Origin of the sequence: Streptomyces sp. NPDC056347, assembly GCF_042262625.1 — a bacterium.
In the GTDB taxonomy this organism is placed as follows: Bacteria; Actinomycetota; Actinomycetes; order Streptomycetales; family Streptomycetaceae; genus Streptomyces.
This window is the reverse complement of record NZ_JBHJQP010000137.1, coordinates 1-22117: the sequence shown is the minus strand read 5'-3', so window position 1 is coordinate 22117 and position 22117 is coordinate 1. Positions and strand designations below refer to the sequence as shown.

The 22117-nt window shown below is 73.6% G+C and carries 14 protein-coding genes; 5 read left to right on the top strand and 9 right to left on the bottom strand.

What is annotated here, in order from left to right:
* Window positions 1-110: 110 nt before the first annotated feature.
* The 4 genes from ACFCV8_RS26605 to ACFCV8_RS26590 form a co-directional block, all read right to left on the bottom strand.
* Window positions 111-461 (bottom strand): hypothetical protein, encoded by a 351-nt coding sequence (locus ACFCV8_RS26605; protein ID WP_376687972.1) that lies wholly within the window; start codon window positions 459-461, stop codon window positions 111-113.
* On the bottom strand, window positions 458-826 hold the full coding sequence (locus ACFCV8_RS26600; RefSeq protein ID WP_376687971.1) for a WhiB family transcriptional regulator: 369 nt from the start codon (window positions 824-826) through the stop codon (window positions 458-460). Before ACFCV8_RS26600 ends, ACFCV8_RS26605 begins: the two co-directional genes overlap by 4 nt.
* A 173-nt stretch (window positions 827-999) precedes the next feature.
* Window positions 1000-1335, bottom strand: coding sequence for a hypothetical protein (locus ACFCV8_RS26595; protein ID WP_376687970.1), 336 nt, complete (start codon window positions 1333-1335; stop codon window positions 1000-1002).
* A gap of 165 nt (window positions 1336-1500) precedes the next feature.
* Entirely contained in the window at window positions 1501-3714 is a 2214-nt protein-coding gene (locus tag ACFCV8_RS26590; protein ID WP_376687969.1) for an ATP-dependent DNA helicase UvrD2, read from the bottom strand.
* Window positions 3715-3995: 281 nt separating this feature from the next.
* Between ACFCV8_RS26590 and ACFCV8_RS26585 the strand changes: the two genes are divergently transcribed.
* Window positions 3996-4250 carry a mycoredoxin gene (locus tag ACFCV8_RS26585; RefSeq protein ID WP_376687968.1) on the top strand — a complete coding sequence of 85 codons (255 nt, stop codon included), beginning with the start codon at window positions 3996-3998 and terminating at the stop codon, window positions 4248-4250.
* Window positions 4251-4334: 84 nt separating this feature from the next.
* On the opposite strand, the gene nudC is transcribed toward ACFCV8_RS26585, so the two are convergent.
* Both nudC and ACFCV8_RS26575 read right to left on the bottom strand, forming a co-directional pair.
* A complete protein-coding gene (gene nudC / locus ACFCV8_RS26580; RefSeq protein ID WP_376687967.1) occupies window positions 4335-5282 on the bottom strand; it encodes an NAD(+) diphosphatase in 948 nt (315 codons plus the stop codon).
* 43 nt (window positions 5283-5325) lie between these two features.
* Window positions 5326-6720: a dipeptidase gene (locus ACFCV8_RS26575; protein ID WP_376687966.1), complete on the bottom strand. Its 1395-nt coding sequence runs from the start codon at window positions 6718-6720 to the stop codon at window positions 5326-5328.
* Between the two features lie 568 nt (window positions 6721-7288).
* Between ACFCV8_RS26575 and ACFCV8_RS26570 the strand changes: the two genes are divergently transcribed.
* Window positions 7289-7627, top strand: coding sequence for a hypothetical protein (locus ACFCV8_RS26570; protein ID WP_376687965.1), 339 nt, complete (start codon window positions 7289-7291; stop codon window positions 7625-7627).
* 35 nt (window positions 7628-7662) lie between these two features.
* On the opposite strand, the gene ACFCV8_RS26565 is transcribed toward ACFCV8_RS26570, so the two are convergent.
* From ACFCV8_RS26565 to ACFCV8_RS26555, 3 genes are all read right to left on the bottom strand, one after another.
* A complete protein-coding gene (locus ACFCV8_RS26565) occupies window positions 7663-11205 on the bottom strand; it encodes a UvrD-helicase domain-containing protein (RefSeq protein ID WP_376687964.1) in 3543 nt (1180 codons plus the stop codon).
* 57 nt (window positions 11206-11262) lie between these two features.
* A complete protein-coding gene (locus tag ACFCV8_RS26560) occupies window positions 11263-14991 on the bottom strand; it encodes an ATP-dependent helicase (RefSeq protein WP_376687963.1) in 3729 nt (1242 codons plus the stop codon).
* 309 nt (window positions 14992-15300) lie between these two features.
* A complete protein-coding gene (locus tag ACFCV8_RS26555; protein WP_376687962.1) occupies window positions 15301-15705 on the bottom strand; it encodes an MGMT family protein in 405 nt (134 codons plus the stop codon).
* A gap of 234 nt (window positions 15706-15939) precedes the next feature.
* Here ACFCV8_RS26555 and ACFCV8_RS26550 point away from each other — a divergent pair, with 234 nt between their 5' ends.
* The 3 genes from ACFCV8_RS26550 (at window position 15940) to ACFCV8_RS26540 (ending at window position 22078) form a co-directional block, all read left to right on the top strand.
* The gene (locus ACFCV8_RS26550; RefSeq protein ID WP_376687961.1) at window positions 15940-18690 is read left to right on the top strand and encodes a lysylphosphatidylglycerol synthase domain-containing protein; all 2751 of its coding nucleotides are present in this window, start codon (window positions 15940-15942) and stop codon (window positions 18688-18690) included.
* Window positions 18691-18811: 121 nt separating this feature from the next.
* Entirely contained in the window at window positions 18812-20416 is a 1605-nt protein-coding gene (locus tag ACFCV8_RS26545; RefSeq protein ID WP_376687960.1) for an alpha/beta hydrolase, read from the top strand.
* 93 nt (window positions 20417-20509) lie between these two features.
* A complete protein-coding gene (locus tag ACFCV8_RS26540) occupies window positions 20510-22078 on the top strand; it encodes an alpha/beta hydrolase (RefSeq protein ID WP_376687959.1) in 1569 nt (522 codons plus the stop codon).
* Window positions 22079-22117: the final 39 nt, after the last annotated feature.

Below are 22117 nucleotides of genomic sequence, written 5' to 3'. Positions count from 1 at the left end.
GATACACTCCCTAAGGACCCGCCCCGCCCAAACGTTAATAAAAAATATAGTTCGAGCACTGCCGGGCAGAGAGCGGCTGCCCGGCAGCGGGGAAGGCCGGTGGTCCTGCCTCAGTGCATGACCGCCATGGCCAGCGCCCGGCGGGCACGCATCGAGGCGCGCTCGGCCCGGCGCTGCATCCGGCGCGCGTTGACCAGGCGTACTGCCTGTCGCTGCGAGTCGGCCTCCTGGAGGCGCTCATGCATATGGGCACGGGCCAGGGCTTCTGGGATGAGTTGCATTTCGCGGGTCCTGTTCTGACGCGAGTCGTTCGCGCCGATGATCGTGACGTTCGGTGTTGCGGAGCCGACGGGCTCGTGGGTGGGGACGGACATTTCTGCCTGATTTCGGGGATCGTGGGTGTGGGGACGGTCGATGGTGCCGATGCGTTTGGGGGCCGTGACCCCCAGTCCGGCGATCACGCCGCGACCGGGTTCTTGCGCGGACGGCCACGCGGCCGCTTCCGGGCGACGACAACACCCTGGATGAAGAGCTCACCACCCCAGACGCCCCACGGCTCGCGACGCTCCTTGGCACCCGCGAGGCAGGCCTCGACGAGCGGGCAGGTGCGGCAGAGGGACTTGGCGTACTCGACGTCGGCGGGCGACTCCGCGAAGAAGACCTCCGGGTCGTAGGAGCGGCACGGGACGGGCACGCCGAGGTTCTCGATGGCGTCGTCGAGCGCGGTGAGCGCGGTGAGGGGAAGCAAGGTGGAGTCCTCCGTGAGGCCGGGCGGCGGGATCGTGTCGGAAGGCGGTACGGACGGGGCGTGCGCTTCGAGTTGCACGGTGGGTGGTGTCCTCGTCTGGTCGTTCCGGCCTGTTGGCCGGGTGGCGGCTGGTACCGGGTGGTACGTGTCCCGAGGCCCCTTCGTGTTGTCTCGTCCGTTGGGACAAAACAAAAGGGCCGCGGATCCCGAGTGGGGTTCCGCGGCCCTGAAGGCGCCGGCCTGATGGTGGATCAGGCTGGATGACTCCAGGGTTCAGGCCCACGGAAGGCCCACATCGTGTGGTGCTGCTTCATCTGCGTCTTGGCGCCGGCTTCAGCTCCCGCACCGACGGCCGCAAAGGCATAGGCCTGGGCCTGTCCCTTCGCTACTGCTGCTGCCGGTGCCAGAGCCGGTCGCTCATTGCGCTCCTGCACCGGGAGGCTCGCAGGGGACAGCGGACGGACGGCAGGAATGCCGGACAGACCGGTGCCACGGAGCGAGGACTCGGAAGAGCAGGCGAGGCCGAGCGAGCAGGCGGAGACGACCGAAAGATCGGTCATTTTGTTGGTCTTGATGATGCTGATCACTTCAATCGCCTCCTCTCGGCGTCTCGAGCGGACCGGCGAGCCGGTCCTACGTATTCGGATAAGTACAGCACAGAGCCAAGGCTTCCGAGAAGCCGTTGTTTCCGTGGTTAAGAACCTATGGTGATGACTGGCGCGGGCGCAAACTATTTTTTCGACGAGTTTTTCTCACTGCTCGCCGGCGCCCTCCCCGAGCGCCTCCTCCACCGTCCCACCTGCGCAAATGGCCAGAACGGCGGTTCCGAACCGGCCCAGCTTCCGCGCGCCGACACCAGCGATCACCGCCAGTTCGCCCGAGCTGCCGGGCACTGCCTCGGCGATCGCCATCAGTGTCTTGTCCGTGAACACGCAGTACGCGGGCTGGCCGATCTCCCGGGCCCTGACAGCGCGCCAGTCGCGCAGCCGCTCGTACAGCGCCTCGTCCATGTCGGAGGGGCAGTCCTCGCAGCGCATCAGCTTCATCTCACCGGCGTCGGTGAGGGTCCTGCCACAGACCCGGCACCGGGCAGGGCCGCGGCGGCCGCGTTCGGCTGTGGTCCGTCCGGGGCCCCGTTCGATCCCGCCGCCCGCTCCCGTGCCGCTCGTGCCGCGCGTACCGCGGGCGCCGAGGGGGGCGGTGCCGGGGCGCAGGCCGCTGAGGAAGCGGCTCGGGCGTCGCCCGGCCCGGCCACCGGGCGAGCGGGAGAGCGACCAGGACAGGGAGAGGTGGACGCGCGCCCGGGTGACGCCGACGTAGAGCAGGCGGCGCTCCTCCTCGACCTGCTCGTCGGTCTTGGCGTACGCGATGGGCATCATGCCCTCGGTCAGCCCGACCAGGAACACCGCGTCCCACTCCAGGCCCTTGGCCGAGTGGAGCGAGGCGAGGGTGACCCCCTGGACGGTGGGGGCGTGCTGGGCGGCGGCCCGCTCGTCGAGCTCCGCCACCAGGTCGGAGAGGGTCGCGCCCGGCCTGGCCCGTTCGAAGTCCTCGGCGAGCCGGACCAGGGCGGCCAGGGATTCCCAGCGGTCGCGCACGGCTCCGGAGCCCGCGGGGGGCTTCGACGTCCAGCCCTTCGTGGAGAGCACCGCACGCACTTCCGCGGGAAGCCCTTCCGCGTCGTCGAGCAGGGAGTCGTTTCCCCCGGCGCGGGCGGCGCCGCGCAGAGCGACGCCCGCCTCCCGCACCTCCGCCCGCTCGAAGAAGCGCTCCGCGCCCCGCAGCTGGTAGGGCACGCCCGCGTCGGCCAGGGCCTGCTCGTAGACCTCGGACTGGGAGTTGACCCGGTAGAGCACGGCGATCCCACCGGCCGGGACGCCCGCGGCGATCAGGTCTCGGATGCGGCGGGCGGTGCCCTCGGCCTCCGAGGGCTCGTCCGCGTACTCCGTGTAGACGGGCTCGGGGCCGGGCTCGCGCTGCGAGACCAGTTCGAGCCGGTGCTCGGCGGTGCGGCCGCGGGCCTGGCCGAGCAGCCCGTTGGCCAGGTGGACGACCTGAGGGGTGGAGCGGTAGTCACGGACCAGCTTGACCACCGTCGCGTGGGGGTGGCGGGTACGGAAGTTCAGCAGGTGCTCGGGGGTGGCGCCGGTGAAGGAGTAGATCGTCTGGCTGGCGTCGCCGACCACGCACAGGCTGTCGCGGTCGCCGAGCCAGAGGTCGAGCAGCCGCTGCTGAAGCGGGCTGACGTCCTGGTACTCGTCGACGACGAAGTGCTGGTACTGGCGGCGGACGTGATCGGCGATGTCGTGGCGGTCCTGGAGGACGGCGACCGTGAGGAGCAGCACGTCCTCGAAGTCGATCACTGAGCGGTCGCGCTTCAGCTCCTCGTACGTGGCGTAGATCTGGGCGATCTCGGCCGGGTCACGGGGGGCGTCACGCTGGGTCTTGGCGACCACTGCCGGGTAGTCGGCGGGGACGGTCTGGGTGACCTTGGACCATTCGATCTCGCTGGTGACGTCCCGCAGCTCGTTGCGGTCGAGGCGGATGCGGCAGCGGGCCGCGGCCTCGGCGACCAGCTGGACCTTGCGTTCCAGCAATCGGGGCAGCTCGCCGCCGACCGCCTTCGGCCAGAAGTACTGGAGCTGGCGCAGGGCGGCGGAGTGGAACGTGCGCGCCTGGACGCCGCCCGCGCCCAGCTGGCGGAGCCGTCCGCGCATCTCACCGGCGGCCCGGTTGGTGAAGGTGACGGCAAGCACGCTGGCCGGCTGGAGGATCCCGGCGCGCACCCCGTACGCGATGCGATGGGTGATCGCACGCGTCTTGCCCGTACCGGCTCCGGCCAGCACGCACACCGGGCCGTGCAGGGCCGTGGCGACCTCGCGCTGCTCGGGGTCCAGGCCGTCGAGCACGGCGTCGGCCGACTCGGGGACCTGGGGGAAGAGGGGGGAATGCGCTGCTGCTGTCACTCCGCCAATGCTGCCAGGTCGGGGGAGACGGACGCGGATGGTTGTCCACAGGTGGGACCCATTCGTCATACCGGTAACGGGGAAGGCGGCGTGGAGGGGACGCGGGGCGTCCGTGCGGGCGGCGGGAATGGTGGTCGCCCCGTGTACGTTCCCCTTCCGTGCGGTGACGCACGGTCCGGTTTCTCCGTGTGACGGATGAGACGGACGACGCCATGACGGACGGCCCCGGGAAGACCGCGGGCAGGTCCGGGAAGACCGCTGAGACAGAGGAGCGCGAAGACATGCCGGGCACTGTGACGATGTACAGCACCACGTGGTGCGGCTACTGCCGTCGGCTGAAGAGCCAGATGGACCGCGAGGGCATCGCGTACGACGAGATCAACATCGAGCAGGACCCGGAGTCCGCCGCCTTCGTGGAGAAGGCCAACGGCGGCAACCAGACCGTTCCGACCGTGCTGGTGGTCGGTTCGACCGGCGCCGAGGCCGTCATGACGAACCCGTCCCTGGCGCAGGTGAAGCAGGCGCTCGCCGCCTGATCCGCGCCGCCGTGGTGCGCCCACGCCCCTTCCGGTGCCCGTGCTCGGCCGGAGGGGGCGTCGGCGTACCTGCCCTCGGGCAGGTCAGCCGAGGCTGCCGGGCTTCGGGAGCGGCTTGCCGTACCAGAGCTCGATCAGCCGCGCCGCGATGGAGATGCCGAACGGGGGCATGACCTCGCCGGACTCGAAGGCGGCGGTCAGCTCCTCGCGGGAGAACCAGCGGGCCTCCTCGATCTCCTCGCCGTCCACGTTGATCTCGGAGCTGGTGGCGCGGGCCATGAAGCCGAGCATCAGGCTGGACGGGAAGGGCCAGGGCTGGCTGGCGATGTACTCAACCTCGCCGACCGTGACCCCGGCCTCCTCGAAGACCTCGCGTGCCACCGACTGCTCGATCGATTCGCCGGGCTCGACGAAGCCCGCGAGCGTGGAGAAGCGGCCCTCGGGCCAGTGCACCTGGCGGCCGAGCAGGGCGCGGTCCTGTTCGTCCGTCACGAGCATGATCACCGCGGGATCGGTGCGCGGGTAGTGCTCGGCGCCGCAGGCCGGGCAGCGGCGGATGTGACCGGCCGCCGCGATGACCGTGCGCTCGCCGCAGCGGGAGCAGAAGCGGTGCAGGCGCTGCCAGTTCTCCAGGGCCACCGCGTGCACCATCAGGCCCGCGTCGCGCGGGCCGAGCAGCAGGCCCGCCTCGCGCAGGCCGGCCGGGCGGGCCGGCTGGTCCATGCGGCCGGGCAGGGAGTCCTTCTGGAGCGCGAAGTAGCTGACGCCGCCCTCGTCGGTGCCGAGGAAGTAGCGGTGGGTCTCGGTGAGCGGGGCCTCGAAGGCGGGGGTCATGACGATTTCCGTGCCGCCGTCGGCCGTGTCGTCGATCAGCACCTGGCCGCCGGAGACGACGAACACGCGGGTGGTCGGGTGGCTCCACGCGGCGGACAGCCAGGCCTCGTCGAGGCGGTGATGGGCGGCGCGGTCGATGCCGCTGGGCGCGGTCAGGCCGATGGGCCGGACCGCGGCGGCGTTGTCGAAGGTGCTCACAGGTGCTTCCTACTCCCCCGGGGTGGAATCGGGTGTTCAGGATTCAGCGGAGTGCGGCGGCCAGTTCGCCCCACAGGTACGCGGTCGTCTCCACGCCCTTCAGGAGGAGATCGATCTCGACCTTCTCGTTGGGGGCGTGCCAGCCGTCGGACGGTACGGAGATGCCCAGGAAGAGGACGGGTGCGCCGAGCACGTCCTGGAGGTCGGCGGCGGGCCCCGAGCCTCCTTCGCGGGTGAAGAGGATCTTCTGGCCGAAGGCCCGGCCCATGGCGCGGGCCACGGCCTGGAGCGCGGGGTGGTCCAGCGGGGTCAGGCAGGGGCGGGTGGCCGGGGCGAAGGTGATCCGGTGCCCGACACCGGCCGGCACCAGGGACTCGGCCCAGGCCCGGACGGTCTGCTGGACGTGGTCGGGGTCCTGGCCCGCGACCAGCCGGAAGCTGATCTTCACCAGGGCGGAGGACGGGATGATCGTCTTGCTGCCGTCGCCCTGGTAGCCGCCGCCGATGCCGTTGACCTCGGCGGTGGGGCGGGCCCAGACGCGCTCCAGCGTGGAGTAGCCGGCCTCGCCGGACGCGGCGCGGGACTTGGCGGTGTGCAGCCAGGCCGCCTCGTCGAAGGGCAGCTCGGCGAAGAGCGCGCGCTCGGTGTCGGTGAGTTCGGACACCCCGTCGTAGAAGCCGGGGATCGCGACCCGGCCGTCCTCGTCGTGGAGTGCGGCGACGAGCCGGGCGAGGGCGGTCGCCGGGTTGGGGACCGCGCCGCCGAACGAGCCGGAGTGGATGTCCTGCTCGGGACCGTACAGCTCGATCTGGCACTCGGCGAGGCCGCGCATGCCGGTGCAGACCGTGGGGGTCGTCTCGTTCCACATGCCCGTGTCGGAGACGATCACGGCGTCGGCGGCGAGGCGGGCGGCCCGCTCCTCGACCAGGGCGCGGAAGTGCGGCGAGCCGGACTCCTCCTCGCCCTCGATCAGGAGCTTGAGGTTGACGGCGGGGGTGGTGCGGCCGGTGGCGGCGAGGTGGGCCCGGACGCCGAGGGTGTGGAAGAACACCTGCCCCTTGTCGTCGGCGGCGCCCCGCCCGTACATCCGGCCGTCGCGGATCACCGGCTCGAACGGCTCGGTGTCCCAGCCGTCCTCGCGGGCGGCGGGCTGCACGTCGTGGTGGCCGTAGACCAGGACGGTCGGGGCATCGGGGTCCTCGGCGGGCCACTCGGCGAAGACCGCGGGGGCGCCGGGCGTCTCCCAGATCTCCGCGACCGGGAAGCCGGTCTCCGTGAGCTTGGCGGACAGCCACTCGGCGCTGCGTCGTACGTCCCCGTCGTGGACCGGCTGGGCGGATACGGACGGGATGCGCAGCCAGGCGGCGAGGTCGTCGAGGAAGGCTGTGCGGTGCTGCTCGGTGTACGTACGGACGGCGCTGTCCGGGGTGTCGCTCATGGCCTTGAGCCTAGTCCCTCCCCCGACGGGGTCCGTGCCCCGCACGGCGCCCCGGGCCCTCGGTCCGTACCGGCCGTACGGCTGTCGGCGGGGGCCCTCATCCAGTTGAATGGCCCCGCTGAACGGTTCCGGGGGACGGAGCCCGGCAGCGAAGGGGGAGAGCGGGTTGAGCGGTTCGGGTGGGGGGACGCCGCCGCGGCGACGGGGCGGGGAGGCGGCTGCCTGGGTCTCGGCGATCACGGCGGTGGCCGGTCTGCTGCTGGCAGTGTTCGGAATTCCGCTCGTCGGCGGCTCCCCGGTCAACCGGGGCGTCGCCGGCCACGCGGACGCCCCGGCGGCGGCGTCGCAGTCGCCTGGGTCATCACAGGAGTCACCGGAATCACAGGAGTCGCCCGAGTCACAGGGCTCACCAGAACCTCGGCCGTCCCCGCCCCCGGCTGTGCCCGGGGGCTGGCACCGGGTCCGGGAGGCCGGTCTCACGGTCTCTTTCGCCGTACCGGACGGCTGGACCCGGACGAGGCGGAACGGCATCCAGAGCAACTGGGCCTCCCCGGACGGTGCCCATGACATGAGCGTGAAACGGGACACGTCCTACGGAGCGACCGCCCCGGCGGCGGCCGACGGGCAGCTCGCCTGGTACCGCGACACCGCGAAGTCGTCGATGGCCGGCCTCAGGGCCGTCCGCCACACCACCCGGCAGAATGGCCGCGCGGCCCTCTGGCTGGAGATCGACTACCACTGGGCGGGCCAGAGCCAGGCCCGCAAGCGCGTCGAGGTGTTCGTCCCGGGCGCGGCGGGCCGGGTCTACCAGCTGCTCCTCGACACCGCCGCCACCACCGGCGACCTCGCCGCGCAGCGGCGGCTCTTCGCGACCGCGCGCGAGCAGCTCCTGATCGACCGGTCCTGACCGGCCGGTCCTGATCCGGCCGCGCGGGGCGGCGGTCAGCCGCGCGGGGGTGGCTCGTCGAGCAGGATGCGTTCCAGCTCGGCCCGGCCCGGGAGGCGGGTGGGGCGGGCGGTCTCGCCGGTGCGTACGTAGAGGAACGTGGCGGTGACGTCGGTGAGCGGCAGCCCGTGCAGCTCGGCCCAGGCCAGGCGGTAGATCGCGAGCTGGAGGGGGTCGGCGGTGTTGGCGCGGGTGGTCTTCCAGTCGACGATCTCGTACGTGTCCCCGGTGCGGTAGACGGCGTCGATGCGGCCCCGGACCACCCGGCCGGCCAGGGTGATCTGGAACGGCGTCTCGACGCGGTACGGGGTGCGGCGGGCGTACGGGGTGCGCTCGAAGGCCTCCTTGAGCGCGGCGAGGTCGCGTTCGTCGGCGATCTCGGCGTCGGTCTCCTCCCCGCCGGGCAGCTCGTCGGGGCCGAGCATGGGCAGCGGCAGCTCCTCGAAGCGGGACTCCACCCAGGCGTGGAAGCGGGTACCCCGGCGCGCGGCGGGCTGCGGCGGCCTCGGCATGGGGCGGGCCAGCTCCTGGGCGAAGCCGTCGGGGTCGTCGGCGAGGCGCAGCAGCTGGGTGGCGGAGAGCGAGGCGGGTACGAGCACGTCGCGCACGGTGGCGCGGGCGCGGCGCAGCTCCCCGGCGAGGGCGTCGAGGTCGCGGTCCCAGGAGGCGAGGGTGCGGGCCTCCTCGGGGGTGAGGCGGTGCGCTCCGGCGGGACGGGGGCCGCCGGGGGCGGGCTCGGGCGTCCGGGCCGCGGGGACGTGCGGGGTGCGGGCGGAGGGAGGCGGGGGCTGCGTCGGCAGGGCGTCCCAGTCGTCGGCGTACCGCTCGTCGTCCGGGAACGGGGCCCCGTCGTCCGGGAACGGCACCTCGTCGTCGGGGAACTCGGGGAACCCGGGTGCCTCGGGGAACCCGGGTGCCTCGGGGAACCCGGGGAGCGGAGCCTCGTCGTCCGAGAACGGGGCCGGGACCGGGACAGGGACAGGGACGGGGACGGAGGCACGCCCCTCGTCGTACGGCTCCGCGGCCGACAGGGCCTCCAGGTGGCCCATCACCGCGTCCGCGGCGGCCCTCCGGCGGGTCAGCGCGGCGTCGTCCAGGGGCAGCGGCCACGCCAGGTCGGCGGTCTCCGAGCCGAGCACCGGGTTCTCCGCGTCCTCGGCCGGTTCGTCGGCCCAGACCTCGATCTCGCCGTGTCCGGCCGCGCAGTGCTCGTACAGGGCGTGCAGGAAGACGGACGGGCCGCGCGGCTTCTTCTGGGACGGGCCCCACCAGTGGCCGGAGCCCAGCAGCAGGCTGCGGGGCCGGGTGAAGGTGACGTACCCCAGGCGGAGCTCCTCGGTGTGCTGGTGCTCCTTCATCTCCTCCTTGAACGCCTTGAGGCCCTTGGCGTCGAAGGTGTGGACGTCGGGGAGGGTCGCCCGGTCGCCGCGCAGGGCGTGCGGGAGGACCTGGGCCTGGGCCGTCCAGGCGTCGCGGGACTGGCCGCTGGGGAACTGGCCGCCGACCAGGCCGGGCACGGCGACGACGTCCCACTCCAGGCCCTTGGACTTGTGGGCGGTGAGCACCTTGACGGTGTTCTCTCCGCCGGGCAGGGCGTTGTCCAGGCCCTTCTCGTACTGGACGGCGGTGCGCAGGAAGCCGAGGAAGGCGAGGAGGGTGGCATCGCCCTCGACGGCGGAGAAGCGGGCCGCGACATCGAGGAAGTTGGCGAGGGTCTCCCGGCGGCGGGCGGCCAGCGCCTGCGGGGACGCGGACAGCTCGACCTCCAGGCCGGTGGCGGCGAGCACCCGGTGCAGCACGTCCATCAGCGGATCGCCCAGCGCGCGGCGCAGCTCGCGCAGCTCGGCGGCGAGCCGGGCGAAGCGGACCCGGGCCTCGGCGGAGAACGGAAGGCCGTCGTCCGCCTCGCCGCCCGCTTCCAGGAAGGTGTCCAGCGCGTCGGCGAGCGAGATCACCTCGGCCGGGTCCACGCCCTCGACGGCCTCGGCGAGGCGCCGGTCGAGGTCGGGGTCCCCGTCGTCTGCATGGGCCGCGCGGTGCACGAGGAGCCGGGCGCGGCGGCCGAGCAGGGCCAGGTCGCGGGGGCCGATCCGCCAGCGGGGGCCGGTGAGCAGCCGGACCAGGGAGGCGTTGGCGCCGGGGTCCTGGAGGACCTCGCAGACCGCGACGAGGTCGGCGACCTCGGGCAGGTGCAGCAGCCCGGACAGCCCGACGACCTCGACCGGGACGTCCCGGGCCACCAGGGCGGCCTGGATCCGGGGGAAGTCCCCCGCGGTGCGGCACAGGACGGCGATCTCGCCGGGCTCCTTGCCGGTCCGCACGAGGTGGGCGATGGAGTCGGCGAGCCAGTCGATCTCCTCCGCGTGGGTGGGCAGCAGGGCGCAGCGGACGGTGCCGTCGCGCTCGGCGCCGGGGGCGGGGCGCAGGGCCTCGACGCCTTCGTGCATGGCGCGCAGCGGTGCGGCGAGGCCGTTGGCGAGGTGCAGGAGGCGGCCGCCGCTGCGGCGGTTCTCGCTGAGGGAGCGGCGGGTGGCGGGGGTGCCGTCGGCGTGCGGGAAGTGGTGCGGGAAGTCGTCGAGGTTGGCGACGGAGGCGCCGCGCCAGCCGTAGATCGCCTGGCAGGGGTCGCCGACCGCGGTGACGGCGTGCCCCGTCCGGCCCGCGGGGCCGCTGCCGAAGAGGGCGGAGAGCAGCAGGCGCTGGGCGACGGAGGTGTCCTGGTACTCGTCGAGCAGCACGACGCGGAATTCGTCGCGCAGGATCGTGCCGACCTCGGGGCGGGTGAGGGCCAGCTCGGCGGAGAGCGCGATCTGGTCGCCGAAGTCGAGGAGGTCGCGGCTCTTCTTGGCGTCGCGGTAGCGCCGGGTCAGCTGGAGCAGTTCGCGGCGTGCCTCGGCGGTCTCGGGGATTCTGCGCAGCTCGGCGTTGCTGAGCCGGGCCGACGCGAGCGTGTTCAGGAGGCCGGTGTCGTACTGCGCGAGCTGTTCGGGGCGTACGAGGTGCTCGGCGAGCTCGGCGTCGAGGGCCAGCAGATCGCTGACGAGGGTGGGGAACGACCTGGTCAGGGCGGGGTACGGGCCGGGGGCCTCGCGCAGCACGCGGGCGGCGAGCTGGTAGCGGGTGGCGTCGGCGAGGAGGCGGGTGGTGGGTTCGAGCCCGATGCGCAGCCCGTGCTCGGTGAGGAGCCGGCCGGCGAAGGCGTGGTACGTGGAGATGCTGGGCTCGCCCGGGGGGTTGTCCGGGTCGATGGCGTCCGGGTCGGTGACCCCGGCGGCGATCAGGGCCTTGCGGACGCGCTCGGCGAGCTCGGCGGCCGCCTTGTTGGTGAACGTGAGCCCCAGGACCTGCTCGGGGGCGACCTGGCCGGTGCCCACCAGCCACACCACACGGGCCGCCATGACCGTGGTCTTCCCGGAACCGGCTCCGGCCACGATCACCTGCGGGGCGGGCGGCGCGGTGATGCAGGCCGTCTGCTCCGGGGTGAACGGGATTCCCAGGAGCTCCTTGAGCTGCTCGGGATCGGTGATACGCGGGGACACCTCAGAAAGGCTAACCGGACGCACCGACAACCGGCCGTGCTCCGTCCCGCCCCGCGCTCACTCCAGGATGTGCCGGCCCTCGGGCTGCGCGCTGCACGACGCCCGGAAGGCGCAGTGCGTGCAGTGCTGGCCGGCCGTGGGGGTGAAGCGTTCGTCCAGGACCCGGCCGGCGGCGGTGGCCAGCAGTTCGGGCACCCACTCCCCGGCGAGGGGTTCCTGCGCCTGCACCTTGGGCAGGGTCTCGCCGCCCTCCTTCTTCGGGGCGGGCTGGCGCAGCTGTACGAGCTCGGCGCCGCCGGGCTCGGGGCGGCGGCCGTCGAAGACCCCGTCGACCGCGCCCTCCCGGACGGCCAGCTGGTAGACGGCGAGCTGGGGGTGGCGGGCGACCTCGTCCCTGGTCGGGGACTGCTTGCCGGTCTTGAAGTCGACGACGTACGCCCGGCCCTCGGCGTCCTGCTCGACGCGGTCCATGGAGCCCCGGATGCGGACCTCGTACTCCCCCGCCTCCAGCGTCACGTCGAAGTCGTGCTCGCTGGCGACGGCGGTGCGTCCGGCACGGTCCATGACGTGCCAGCGCAGGAAGCGTTCGAGGGCGGCCCGGGCCTGCTCCTTCTCCTGGCCGGACTTCCAGGGGGCGTCGAAGACGAGCCCGTCCCAGACCGAGTCCAGCCGCTCCATCAGGACGGCGAGGTCTGCGGGGGTGCGCCCGGAGGCCACCTCGTCGGCCAGTACGTGGACGACGTTGCCGAAGCCCTGGGCGGCCGTCGCCGGGGCGTCCGCCTTGACCTCGCGGCCGAGGAACCACTGGAGCGCGCAGGTGTTCGCGAGCTGCTCCAGCGCGCTGCCGGAGAGGGCCACGGGCCGGTCCCGGTCGCGGAGCGGGACGGCGGAGCGGGTCGGCTCGTACAGGCCCCACCAGCGGTAGGGGTGGGCGGCTGGGACGAGCGGCTGGCCGTCGTCGTCGGTGAGCGCGGCGAGCCGGGCGAGGCGGCGGGCGGCCTCTTCACGCAGGGCGTCGGAGGCGGTGGGGTCGACGGTGGTCTCGCGGAGCTCGGCGACGAGCGCGGCGACGGCGAGCGGGCGGCGCGGACGGCCGGTGACGTCGCGGGGTTCGGTGCCCAGCTCGGTGAGGAAGCGGGAGGGCTGGTCGCCGTCGTCGGCGGGGGCCTTCACCGCGGTGACGACGAGCCGTTCACGGGCCCGGGTCGCCGCGACGTAGAAGAGCCGGCGCTCCTCGGCGAGGAGGGCGCCGGGGGTGAGCGGTTCGGCCAGGCCGTCGCGGCCGATCCGGTCCGCCTCCAGCAGCGAGCCGCGGCGGCGCAGGTCCGGCCAGAGCCCTTCCTGTACGCCCGCGACGACCACCAGGGACCATTCCAGGCCCTTGGAACGGTGGGCGGTCATCAGCCGTACGGCGTCGGGGCGCACCAGGCGCCGGGAGAGGGTGTCGGCGGCGATGTCCTGGGCGTCGACCTCCTCCAGGAAGTTGAGCGCGCCGCGCCCGCCGGTGCGCTCCTCGGCGCGGGCCGCGGTGTCGAAGAGGGCGCAGACGGCGTCGAGGTCGCGGTCGGCGTTGCGGCCGCCCGCCCCGCCGCGCAGGGCGGCGCGCTCCAGCCTGCCCGGCCACGGGGTGCCGGACCACAGGGCCCACAGGGCCTCCTCCGCGGTGCCGCCGCCTTCGAGGAGCTCGCGCGCCTTGCGCAGGAGCGCGCCGAGGCGCTGGGCGCCGCGGGCGTACGCCGGATCGTGCGTGACGAGCCGTTCGGGCTCGGCGAGCGCCCGTGCCAGCAGGTCGCCGGAGGGCGCGGGGACGCGGACGCCGGCGGCGCGCTCCTCGTCGCGCAGGGCCCGGCCGAGGCGGCGCAGGTCGGCCGCGTCCATGGCACCGAGTGGGGAGCCGAGCAGGGTCAGCGCGGTCTCGGTGTCCAGCCAGGAGGACGCGGCCATGTCTGCGGCCGCCGTCTCCGTCTCCGTCTCCGTTCCGTCCGCCGCTTCCGCCGCCGCTTCCGGGGTCTCCGCGTCCGAGGTCTCTGCGTCCGAGGTCGCCGCGTCCGGCGTCTCGGCGGCCGGAGCCTCCGCGGCCGTGTTCGAGGTCTCGACGTCCGAGGCCCCTGCGTCCGAGGTCTCTGCGTCCGGCGTCCTGGCGCCCAGGGTCCCAGCGGCCGATGCCCCCGCCTCCGGCGTCTCGGTGTCCCAGGTCTCAGCGGCCATATCCGGGGCCTCGACACCCGGGGCCTCGACACCCGGCGTCTCCGCGTCCGAGGTCTCCGCAGCCGGCGATTCAGCGGCCGATGCCTCCGCGTCCGGCGTCTCCGCCCTGTCCGGGGTCCCGGCGCCCGGGGCCTCCGCGCCCGGCGCACTCCGGCGCATGGCCGCCGTGGCCACGGCGCGCAGGGCGGTGAGCAGCGGAGCCACCGCCGGTTCGTGGCGCAGCGGGAGGTCGTCGCCGTCGACCTCCAGGGGGACGCCCGCCGCGGTCAGGGCCCGGCGCAGCGAGGGGATCGTGCGGCCCCCGGCCCGCACCAGCACGGCCATCTCCTTCCACGGAACACCGTCCTCCAGATGGGCCCGGCGCAGCAGGTCGGCGATGTTGTCCAGCTCGGTGGAGGCGGTCGGGTACGTGTACACCTCCACGCCGCCGCCCTCGCGGACCGCGGCCAGCTCGCGGTGGGCGCGGACCTTCTCCGCGGGCAGCCGGGCCAGCGGCATCCGGCGGGTGAGCAGCCGGGTGGCGGCCAGCAGCCCGCCGGCCGAACGCCGCGAGGTGGTGAGCACGCCGACCGGGGCCGGGGCGCCGTCCGCCCGCCGGAAGGTCTCGGGGAAGTCCAGGATGCCGTTCACATCGGCGCCCCGGAACGCGTAGATCGACTGGTCCGGGTCGCCGAACGCGATCAGGTCCCGGCCGCCCCCGGCCCCCGGGGCGCTCCCCCGGTTCCCGGCCAGCGCGTGCAGCAGCCGCACCTGCGCCGGGTCGGTGTCCTGGTACTCGTCCACGAAGACCGCGTCGTACTGCCCGGCCAGCAGCGCCGACACCTCCGGGCGCTCCGCGAGCAGCACGGCCCGGTGCACCAGCTCCGCGTAGTCCAGCACCCCCTGCGCGTCCAGCACGTCCAGGTACTCGGCGAGGAACTGGGCGGCGGCGCCCCAGTCCGGCCGGCCGGTGCGGCGGGCGAAGGCGGCCAGTGCGTCCGGCCCCAGGCCCAGCTCGCGGCTGCGGGCCAGCACCGCGCGCACCTCGTCGGCGAAGCCGCGCGTGGTCAGGCAGGCCCGCAGCTCGTCGGGCCAGCGGATGTGCGCGAAGCCGTCCCGCTCCAGCTCGATCTGGCCCGCGAGCAGCTCACGGACGGTGACGTCCTGCTCCGGCCCGGAGAGCAGCCGCATCGGTTCGGCGAAGAGATCGGCGTCCTGGTGCGCGCGGACCAGGGCGTAGCAGAAGGAGTGGAACGTCGTCGCCTGCGGGCCGCGGGCGGCGCCGAGGCGGGCGGCCATCCGGTCGCGCAGCTCGACGGCGGCCTTGCGGCTGAAGGTGAGCACCAGGACACGGGCCGGATCGGCGCCCCGGGCGACGCGTGCCGCGACCGCCTCGACGAGCGTGGTCGTCTTGCCCGTGCCGGGCCCGGCGAGCACCAGCAGCGGGCCGCCGGGGTGATCAACCACCGCGCGCTGTGCCGCGTCCAGAACAGGAGGGTCCACGGAGCCCGGCGGGGTGCGCACCAGCCGGTACGCGGCCGCGGTCCGCCGCCGTGCCGGGCGGTGCGGACTGTGCCGGGTGGAGGAGGAGGAACTCACGTGGATCGCCGGTCCTGGTGGGTGTACGTGCGGAGGGTTCGGGAGGTGCGACGGGTCTCCGGGGCGCGGGGGACGCCCGGGGTACCAAGGGTGCCCGAGGCGCCGGGGACGCCCGGGATGCCGGGGACGCGGCGTGCGCCGCGAACCTACGAAGCTACGCCAGTGACGGCGCGGTACGGGCCGCCCGCGCTGCGTCCCTCGTCACGTTCCCCGTCACCTCCCTGGTCACGTCCCAGGTCACGTTCCGGCATACCGGGCACGTCGTACGGCCCCGGCGCCGCCCGCCACGCCGCCGGATGGCGGAAGCTGTCAGGTGTGAGCACCTCGGCCCTCGTCCCGGTCCGCGCCACCGCCCGCGGTGACGCCGTCCCACCGTGCCCGTCTCATGTCGAGGCGCGGCAGGTGGCCCTCCGCACCGCGCGGGGCCTCGCGCAGCGGTGTGCCCTCCGCGCGGTAGTGGTCCAGCGCCCGCAGCTCGTGGCCGGGCAGCAACGCCCCGTCCGAGCGCACCACGCGCCACCAGGGCACCGCGGCCCCGTACAGCGCCATGACCCGGCCGACCTGGCGCGGGCCGCCCTCGCCGAGCCACTCGGCGACGTCCCCGTAGGTCATGACGCGGCCGGGCGGGACCAGCTCGACGGCGTCGAGCACGCGCTCCGCGTACTCCGGCAGTTCGTGGACCGGCCCCTCGCCGCCCGTTGGCTGTTGGCTCATCCGCCCCATCCTGCCGTACGCCACCGACATCGCGGACCGGTCCGTGTGGCGTCGGGTCATCAGGTGTGCGGGCGGCGGCGAAGGGGCGTATCTTGCGCTTCGCGCGTCGGTGCGGTGCCCCCTGGCCCCGCGCTCCGCCCCCGGACCGTGCCACCATCGTGCGGACGGTGACCGGTGATACGAGAACACGAAGACCATCACGAAGACCATTCAGAGGCGACGAAGGAGCAGGGCGTGCAGCCACCGAAGGCGGCGGACGCCCCTGATGCCGAGCCGCGACCGAACACCCCGGACGTGATCCCGTCCGGCACCCCCGGTACCTCCGGTGCGGCCGGGTCGACGCTCTCGTCCGTCGCCGAGGAGCAGGCCGAGCGCGTCTCGGGGGACGAGCCGCTGCTCCCTGCCCGGGTGCACCGCCCCTCCGATCTCATGCGGCTCCTCATCGGGGTCCTGGCGATCGCGGTGCTGTTCGCGTTCGCCGCGTTCGCCCACGGCACGACCACCGGCCTCGAACAGGACATCACCAAGGGCACCGGGCAGGCGCCCGACCTCCTGATCAAGATGGCGGGCCTGGTCTCCAGCATCGCGGTCCTGCTCGTCCCGGTCGTCTTCGCCATCGAACGGCTGATCAAACGCGACGGGCTGCGGATCGCCGACGGGGTGCTCGCCGCCGTGCTGGCCCACGGCGTGACGCTCGCCGCCGACCTCTGGGTCGCCCAGTCGGCCCCCGGCACCATCCAGGACGCCCTGACCCAGCCGCAGCCGGGGGACGCGCTCAGCGATCCCGTGCACGGCTATCTCGCCCCGGTGATCGCGTACATGACGGCCGTCGGCATGGCGAGACGGCCGCGCTGGCGGGTGGTGCTGTGGGTGGTGCTGCTGCTCGACGCCTTCGCGATGCTGGTCGGCGGCTACACCACCCCGTTCTCGATCATCCTCACCGTGCTGATCGGCTGGACCGTGGCGTACGGCACGCTGTACGCGGTCGGCTCGCCGAACGTACGGCCGACCGGCCAGCACCTGATGGCCGGTCTGCGCCATGTCGGCTTCCGCCCGGTCAGCGCGATGCGCGCCGACGAGGCGCCCGACGCGGGCGACCAGAGCGACCGGGGGCGCCGCTATCTGGTCTCCCTGGAGGACGGGCCGCCGCTGGACGTGACGGTGGTCGACCGCGAACAGCAGGCCCAGGGCTTCTTCTACCGGGTGTGGCGCCGCCTGACCCTCCGCGGCATCACCGAGCGCCGCTCCATCCAGTCGCTGCGCCAGGCACTGGAGCAGGAGGCGCTGCTCGCCTACGCGGCGATCGCCGCCGGGGCCAACGCGCCCAAGCTGATCGCCACCTCCGAGCTCGGGCCGGACGCCGTGATGCTGGTGTACGAGCACATCGGCGGCCGTTCCCTGGACGCCCTGGAGGACACGGAGATCACCGACGAGCTGCTGCACGGGGCCTGGCGGCAGGTGAAGGCGCTCCAGTCGCGCCGGATCGCGCACCGCGGGCTCACGGGTGACGCCATCCTGGTGGATCGTTCCGGCACGGTCTTCGTCACCGATCTGCGCGGCGGCGAGATCGCGGCCGGTGATCTGCTCCTGCGGATGGACGTCGCCCAGCTGCTCACCACGACCGGTCTGCGGGTGGGTGCGGAACGGGCCGTCGCCGGAGCGCTGGAGGTGCTCGGCCCCGACACCGTCGCGGACTGCCTGCCGCTGCTCCAGCCGATCGCGCTGAGCCGCTCCACCCGGGCGGCCCTGCGGCGGCTGGCCCGGGAGCGTTCGCAGCGGGAGCGCGAGGCGGTGCTGGCGGCCTCGGACGCGGCGAAGCGGGCCCGTGCGCAGGAGCACGCGACCCGGTCCGCCGAGACCCCGGACGGTGCGGCGGAGAACGCCGACCGCCGGGCCGGCCGCAGGGAGCTGCGCAATCAGAAGCAGGCCGACAAGCGCGCCCTGGACGACGCCCTCGAAGAGGCCCGCGAGGAGGACCTGCTCACCCAGATGCGGCGCCAGGTGCTGCTGATCCGCCCGCAGGCCCCGGTCGAACCGGTGCGCCTCGAGCGGATCAAGCCGCGCACCCTGGTCAGCTGCATCGCCGGGGCGATCGCCGCGTACTTCCTCATCTCGCAGATCACCAAGCCCGACTTCGGTGCGGTGGCCGAGCAGGCGGAGTGGGGCTGGGTGGCGGCGGCGGTCGGCTTCTCCGCGCTGAGCTACGTGGCGGCGGCGATGAGCCTGCTGGGCTTCGTACCGGAACGGATGTCGTTCGGGAAGACGGTGCTGGCGCAGGTCGCCGGGTCCTTCGTGAAGATCGTCACCCCGGCCGCGGTCGGCGGGGTCGCGCTGAACACCCGCTTCCTGCAACGCGCCGGGGTGCGCCCCGGGCTCGCCGTGGCGAGCGTCGGTGCCTCGCAGCTGTTCGGTCTCGGCTGCCACATCCTGCTGCTGGCCGCCTTCGGCTATCTGACCGGCACCGAGAAGACCCCGTCCTCGCTCACCCCGTCCAGGACGGTCATCGCCGGGCTGCTGACGGTCGCCGTGCTGGTGCTCGTGGTGACGGCCGTCCCGTTCCTGCGGAAGTTCGTGGTGACCCGGGTGCGGTCGCTGTTCGCCGGGGTGGTGCCGCGCATGCTCGACGTGGTGCAGCGGCCGCAGAAGCTGCTGACCGGCATCGGCGGAATGCTGCTGCTGACCGGCCTGTTCGTGATGTGCCTGGACGCCTCGGTGCGGGCGTTCAGCGGTCCGGACGTACCGCACCTGAGCTACGCGAGCATCGCGGTGGTCTTCCTCGCGGGCAACGCGCTCGGCTCGGCGGCGCCGACCCCGGGCGGAATGGGCGCGGTGGAGGGCGCGCTGATGCTGGGTCTGATCGCGGTCGGGCTGCCGAAGGAGGTCGCGGCCCCCGCCGTGCTGCTGTACCGCCTGCTGACGCTGTGGCTGCCGGTGCTGCCCGGCTGGCTCTGCTTCAACTACCTGACCCGCAGGGGCGAGCTCTGACGCCCCCTCACCCCCGGGCCCGGGGCGGCCCCGGGCCCGGTCGGGCGACGCCCCGGCCGCCCGCCACCCGCTTGGACGGCCGCCCCGTGCAGGGCCCCGGCTTCCGCCGCACCATGGGCGCATGAGGACCTCCCCCGCCCTGCGCACCGCCGCCCTGGCCGCCGCCGCCACCCTGTTCCTGCCCCTCACCGCCTGCTCGAAGAGCTCCGACGGGAGCGGCCCGGCCGGGGCCCGGAACTCGCCGGTCGCCGCGAACGCCGCCGAGGCCGACGACACCGGCGGCCTCGGCTCCCAGAAGCTGACGTGGAAGCCCTGCCCCGCCCCGTCCGCGGCGCAGGGCGGCGGAAAGGCCCCGTCCCCGCTGCCCGGCGGCACCTCCTGGGAGTGCACGTTCATGAACGCGCCGCTCGACTACGCGAAGCCCGACGGCGACACGATCCGGCTGGCGCTGATCCGGGCCGCCGCCAAGGACAAGAACCGGCGGATCGGCTCCCTCCTCTTCAACTTCGGCGGCCCCGGCGCCTCCGGCGTCGCCACCCTGCCCGCCTTCGGCACCGACTACGAGAAGCTCCGCGCCCGCTACGACCTGGTCAGCTTCGACCCGCGCGGCGTCGGCCGCAGCGAGGGCGTGAAGTGCGAGAACGACCAGCAGCTCGACGCCCGCTACGAGATCGACGGCACCCCGGACACCAGCGAGGAGGTGAACACCCTCCTCAAAAGCACCAAGACGTACGCGTTGGCCTGCAAGCAGCACTCCGGCAAGCAGCTCCCCCACGTCGGCACCACCGACGCCGCCCGGGACATGGACCTGATGCGCCAGGTGCTCGGTGACAAGAAGCTGTACTACTTCGGCATCTCGTACGGCACCGAACTCGGCGGCGTCTACGCCCACTTGTTCCCGAAGAACGTCGGCCGGGCGGTGCTCGACGCGGTGGTCGACCCCACGCAGGACATCGAGCAGGCCTCGCTCGGCCAGGCCAAGGGCTTCCAGCTCGCGCTCGACAACTTCACCCAGGACTGCGTCGACCGCGGCGACGCCTGCAAGCTGCCCGGCGCCACCTCCAAGGAGGTCGAACAGCACATCTCCGGCCTGCTCGACCGGCTGGAGAAGAAGCCGGTCGAAGGACTCGGCCGACGCCATCTCACGGAGACCCTGGCCACCACCGGAATCGCCGCCGCCCTCTACTCCAAGCAGACCTGGCCACTGCTGGAACAGGGCATCGACGAGGCCGACGGCGGCAGCGGCGGACTGCTCCTGGCCCTCGCCGACTCCCTGAACGGCCGCTCCGAGAACGGCCGTTACGACAACTCGATGGCCGCGAACACCGCGATCAACTGCGCCGACTCCAAGCAGCGGTTCACCTCGGACCAGACCAAGGCCAAGCTCCCCGAGTTCCGCTCCGCCTCGAACGTCTTCGGCAACTACCTGGGCTGGTCCCTGCTGACCTGCACCGGCTGGCCGGTGGCCGGCGCCTGGAAGACCCCGGACGTCAGCGCCCCGGGCTCCGCCCCGATCCTGGTCGTCGGCAACACCGGCGACCCGGCGACCCCGTACGCGGGCGCCAAGGCGATGGCCGGCGCGCTCGGCAAGGGCGTCGGCGTGACGATGACGTACGAGGGCCAGGGGCACGGCGCGTACAACAGCGGCAACGCCTGCGTACAGAAGGCCGTGGGCGGTTACCTGCTCGACGGCAAGGTCCCGTCGGCCGGCACGGTCTGCAAATAACCGTCCGCGACGACCTGGTGCCGCTCCCGGCACTAGCATGGTCGGCCTCTCTTGCTCTCCAACGCCGAGCAGGCACATCGGGAGGACGCACACGTGGCCGTACACGCACGCGCCGGGGCGCTGGCCTCCGCCGCGCTTCTGCTGACCGGGCTGCTCGCGGGCTGCGGCGGCGGGGCGGACGAGGGAACGGACCGGGCGGGCGCCTCCCCGGCCGGCTCCTCGCCCGCCGCGCCCACCGGGGAGCCGGGTTCGCCCCGGCCCCCCGCCTCCCTCACCTCCCAGCGGCCGGACTGGAAGGGATGCGAGGCCCGTCCCGGTGAGAGCGCGCCCGGCTCCGAGTGGCGCTGCGCGACGGTCCGGGTGCCGCTGGACTACGCGAAGCCCGACGGCGCGACGATCGGGATCGCGCTGATCCGCAAGCAGGCCACGGACCGGGGCAGGCGCCTGGGCTCGATGCTCTTCGACTTCGGCGGCCCCGGCGGCTCCGGCGTCTCGATACTGCCGCGCGCCGCCGCCTCGTACGCGAACCTCAACTCCCGCTACGACCTGGTGGGCTTCGACCCGCGCGGGGTCGCGGGCAGCGAGGGGGTGCGCTGCCGCACCGACAAGGAGCAGGAGGCCGACAACCAGAACATCGACCTGACCCCCGACACCACGGCGGAGGAGGCGGCCTTCATGCGGTACGGCGCCGACTTCGGCGCCGGCTGCGCACGCCGCTCCGGCAAGGTCCTGCCGTACGTCGGCACGTCGAACGCCGCCCGGGACATGGACCTCGTCCGCGAGGTGCTCGGCGACCGGAAGCTCAGCTACTTCGGCATCTCGTACGGCACCGAGCTCGGCGGCACCTACGCGCACCTCTTCCCCTCGCACGTCGGGCGGACCGTCCTGGACGCCGTCGTCGACCCGACCGCCGACGCCGTCGGGCACGCCCGCAACCAGGCGACCGGCTTCCAGCGGGCCCTGGACAACTACCTCAAGGACAGCGGCCAGGACCCGGAGGAGGGCACCCGGCGCATCGTACGGCTGCTGGAGCGGATCGACCGCGCCCCGCTGCCGACCACGTCGGGCCGCGAGCTCAACGAGTCGCTGGCCATCACCGGTATCGTCACACCGCTCTACTCCAAGTCCAGCTGGCCGGTCCTGACCCAGGCGCTCGACGAGGCCGGGAAGCGCGGCACCGGCGACACCCTGCTGCGCCTGGCCGACTCGTACAACGGCCGGGACGCGCGGGGGCACTACAGCACCGAGAGCCACTCCCAGCGCGCGGTCTCCTGCGCCGACAGCAAGCTCCGGCCCACCGCGGACCAGGCGCGGGCACTGCTGCCGGAGTTCCGGAAGCTGTCCCCGGTGTTCGGCCCGTTCCTGGCGTGGGACACCGCCGGGTGGTGCGCGCAGTGGCCGGTGGCCGGGGAGCGCGAGCACCCGGAGACGAGCGCCCCGGGCGCCGGTCCGGTGCTGGTCGTCGGCAACACCGGCGACCCCGCGACCCCGTACGAGGGCGCCCGGCGGATGGCGGACGCGCTGGGCAGGGGCGTGGGCGTGCTGCTCACCAACAAGGGCGAGGGGCACGGTGCCTACGGCCAGAACTCCTGCGTGACCTCGACCGTGGACGCGTACTTCCTCGACGGGAAGGTCCCGGAGGACGGCAGGACCTGCTCGTAGCCCGGGCAGGCATGGTGAAGGGGCCGGTCCGTGCGGACC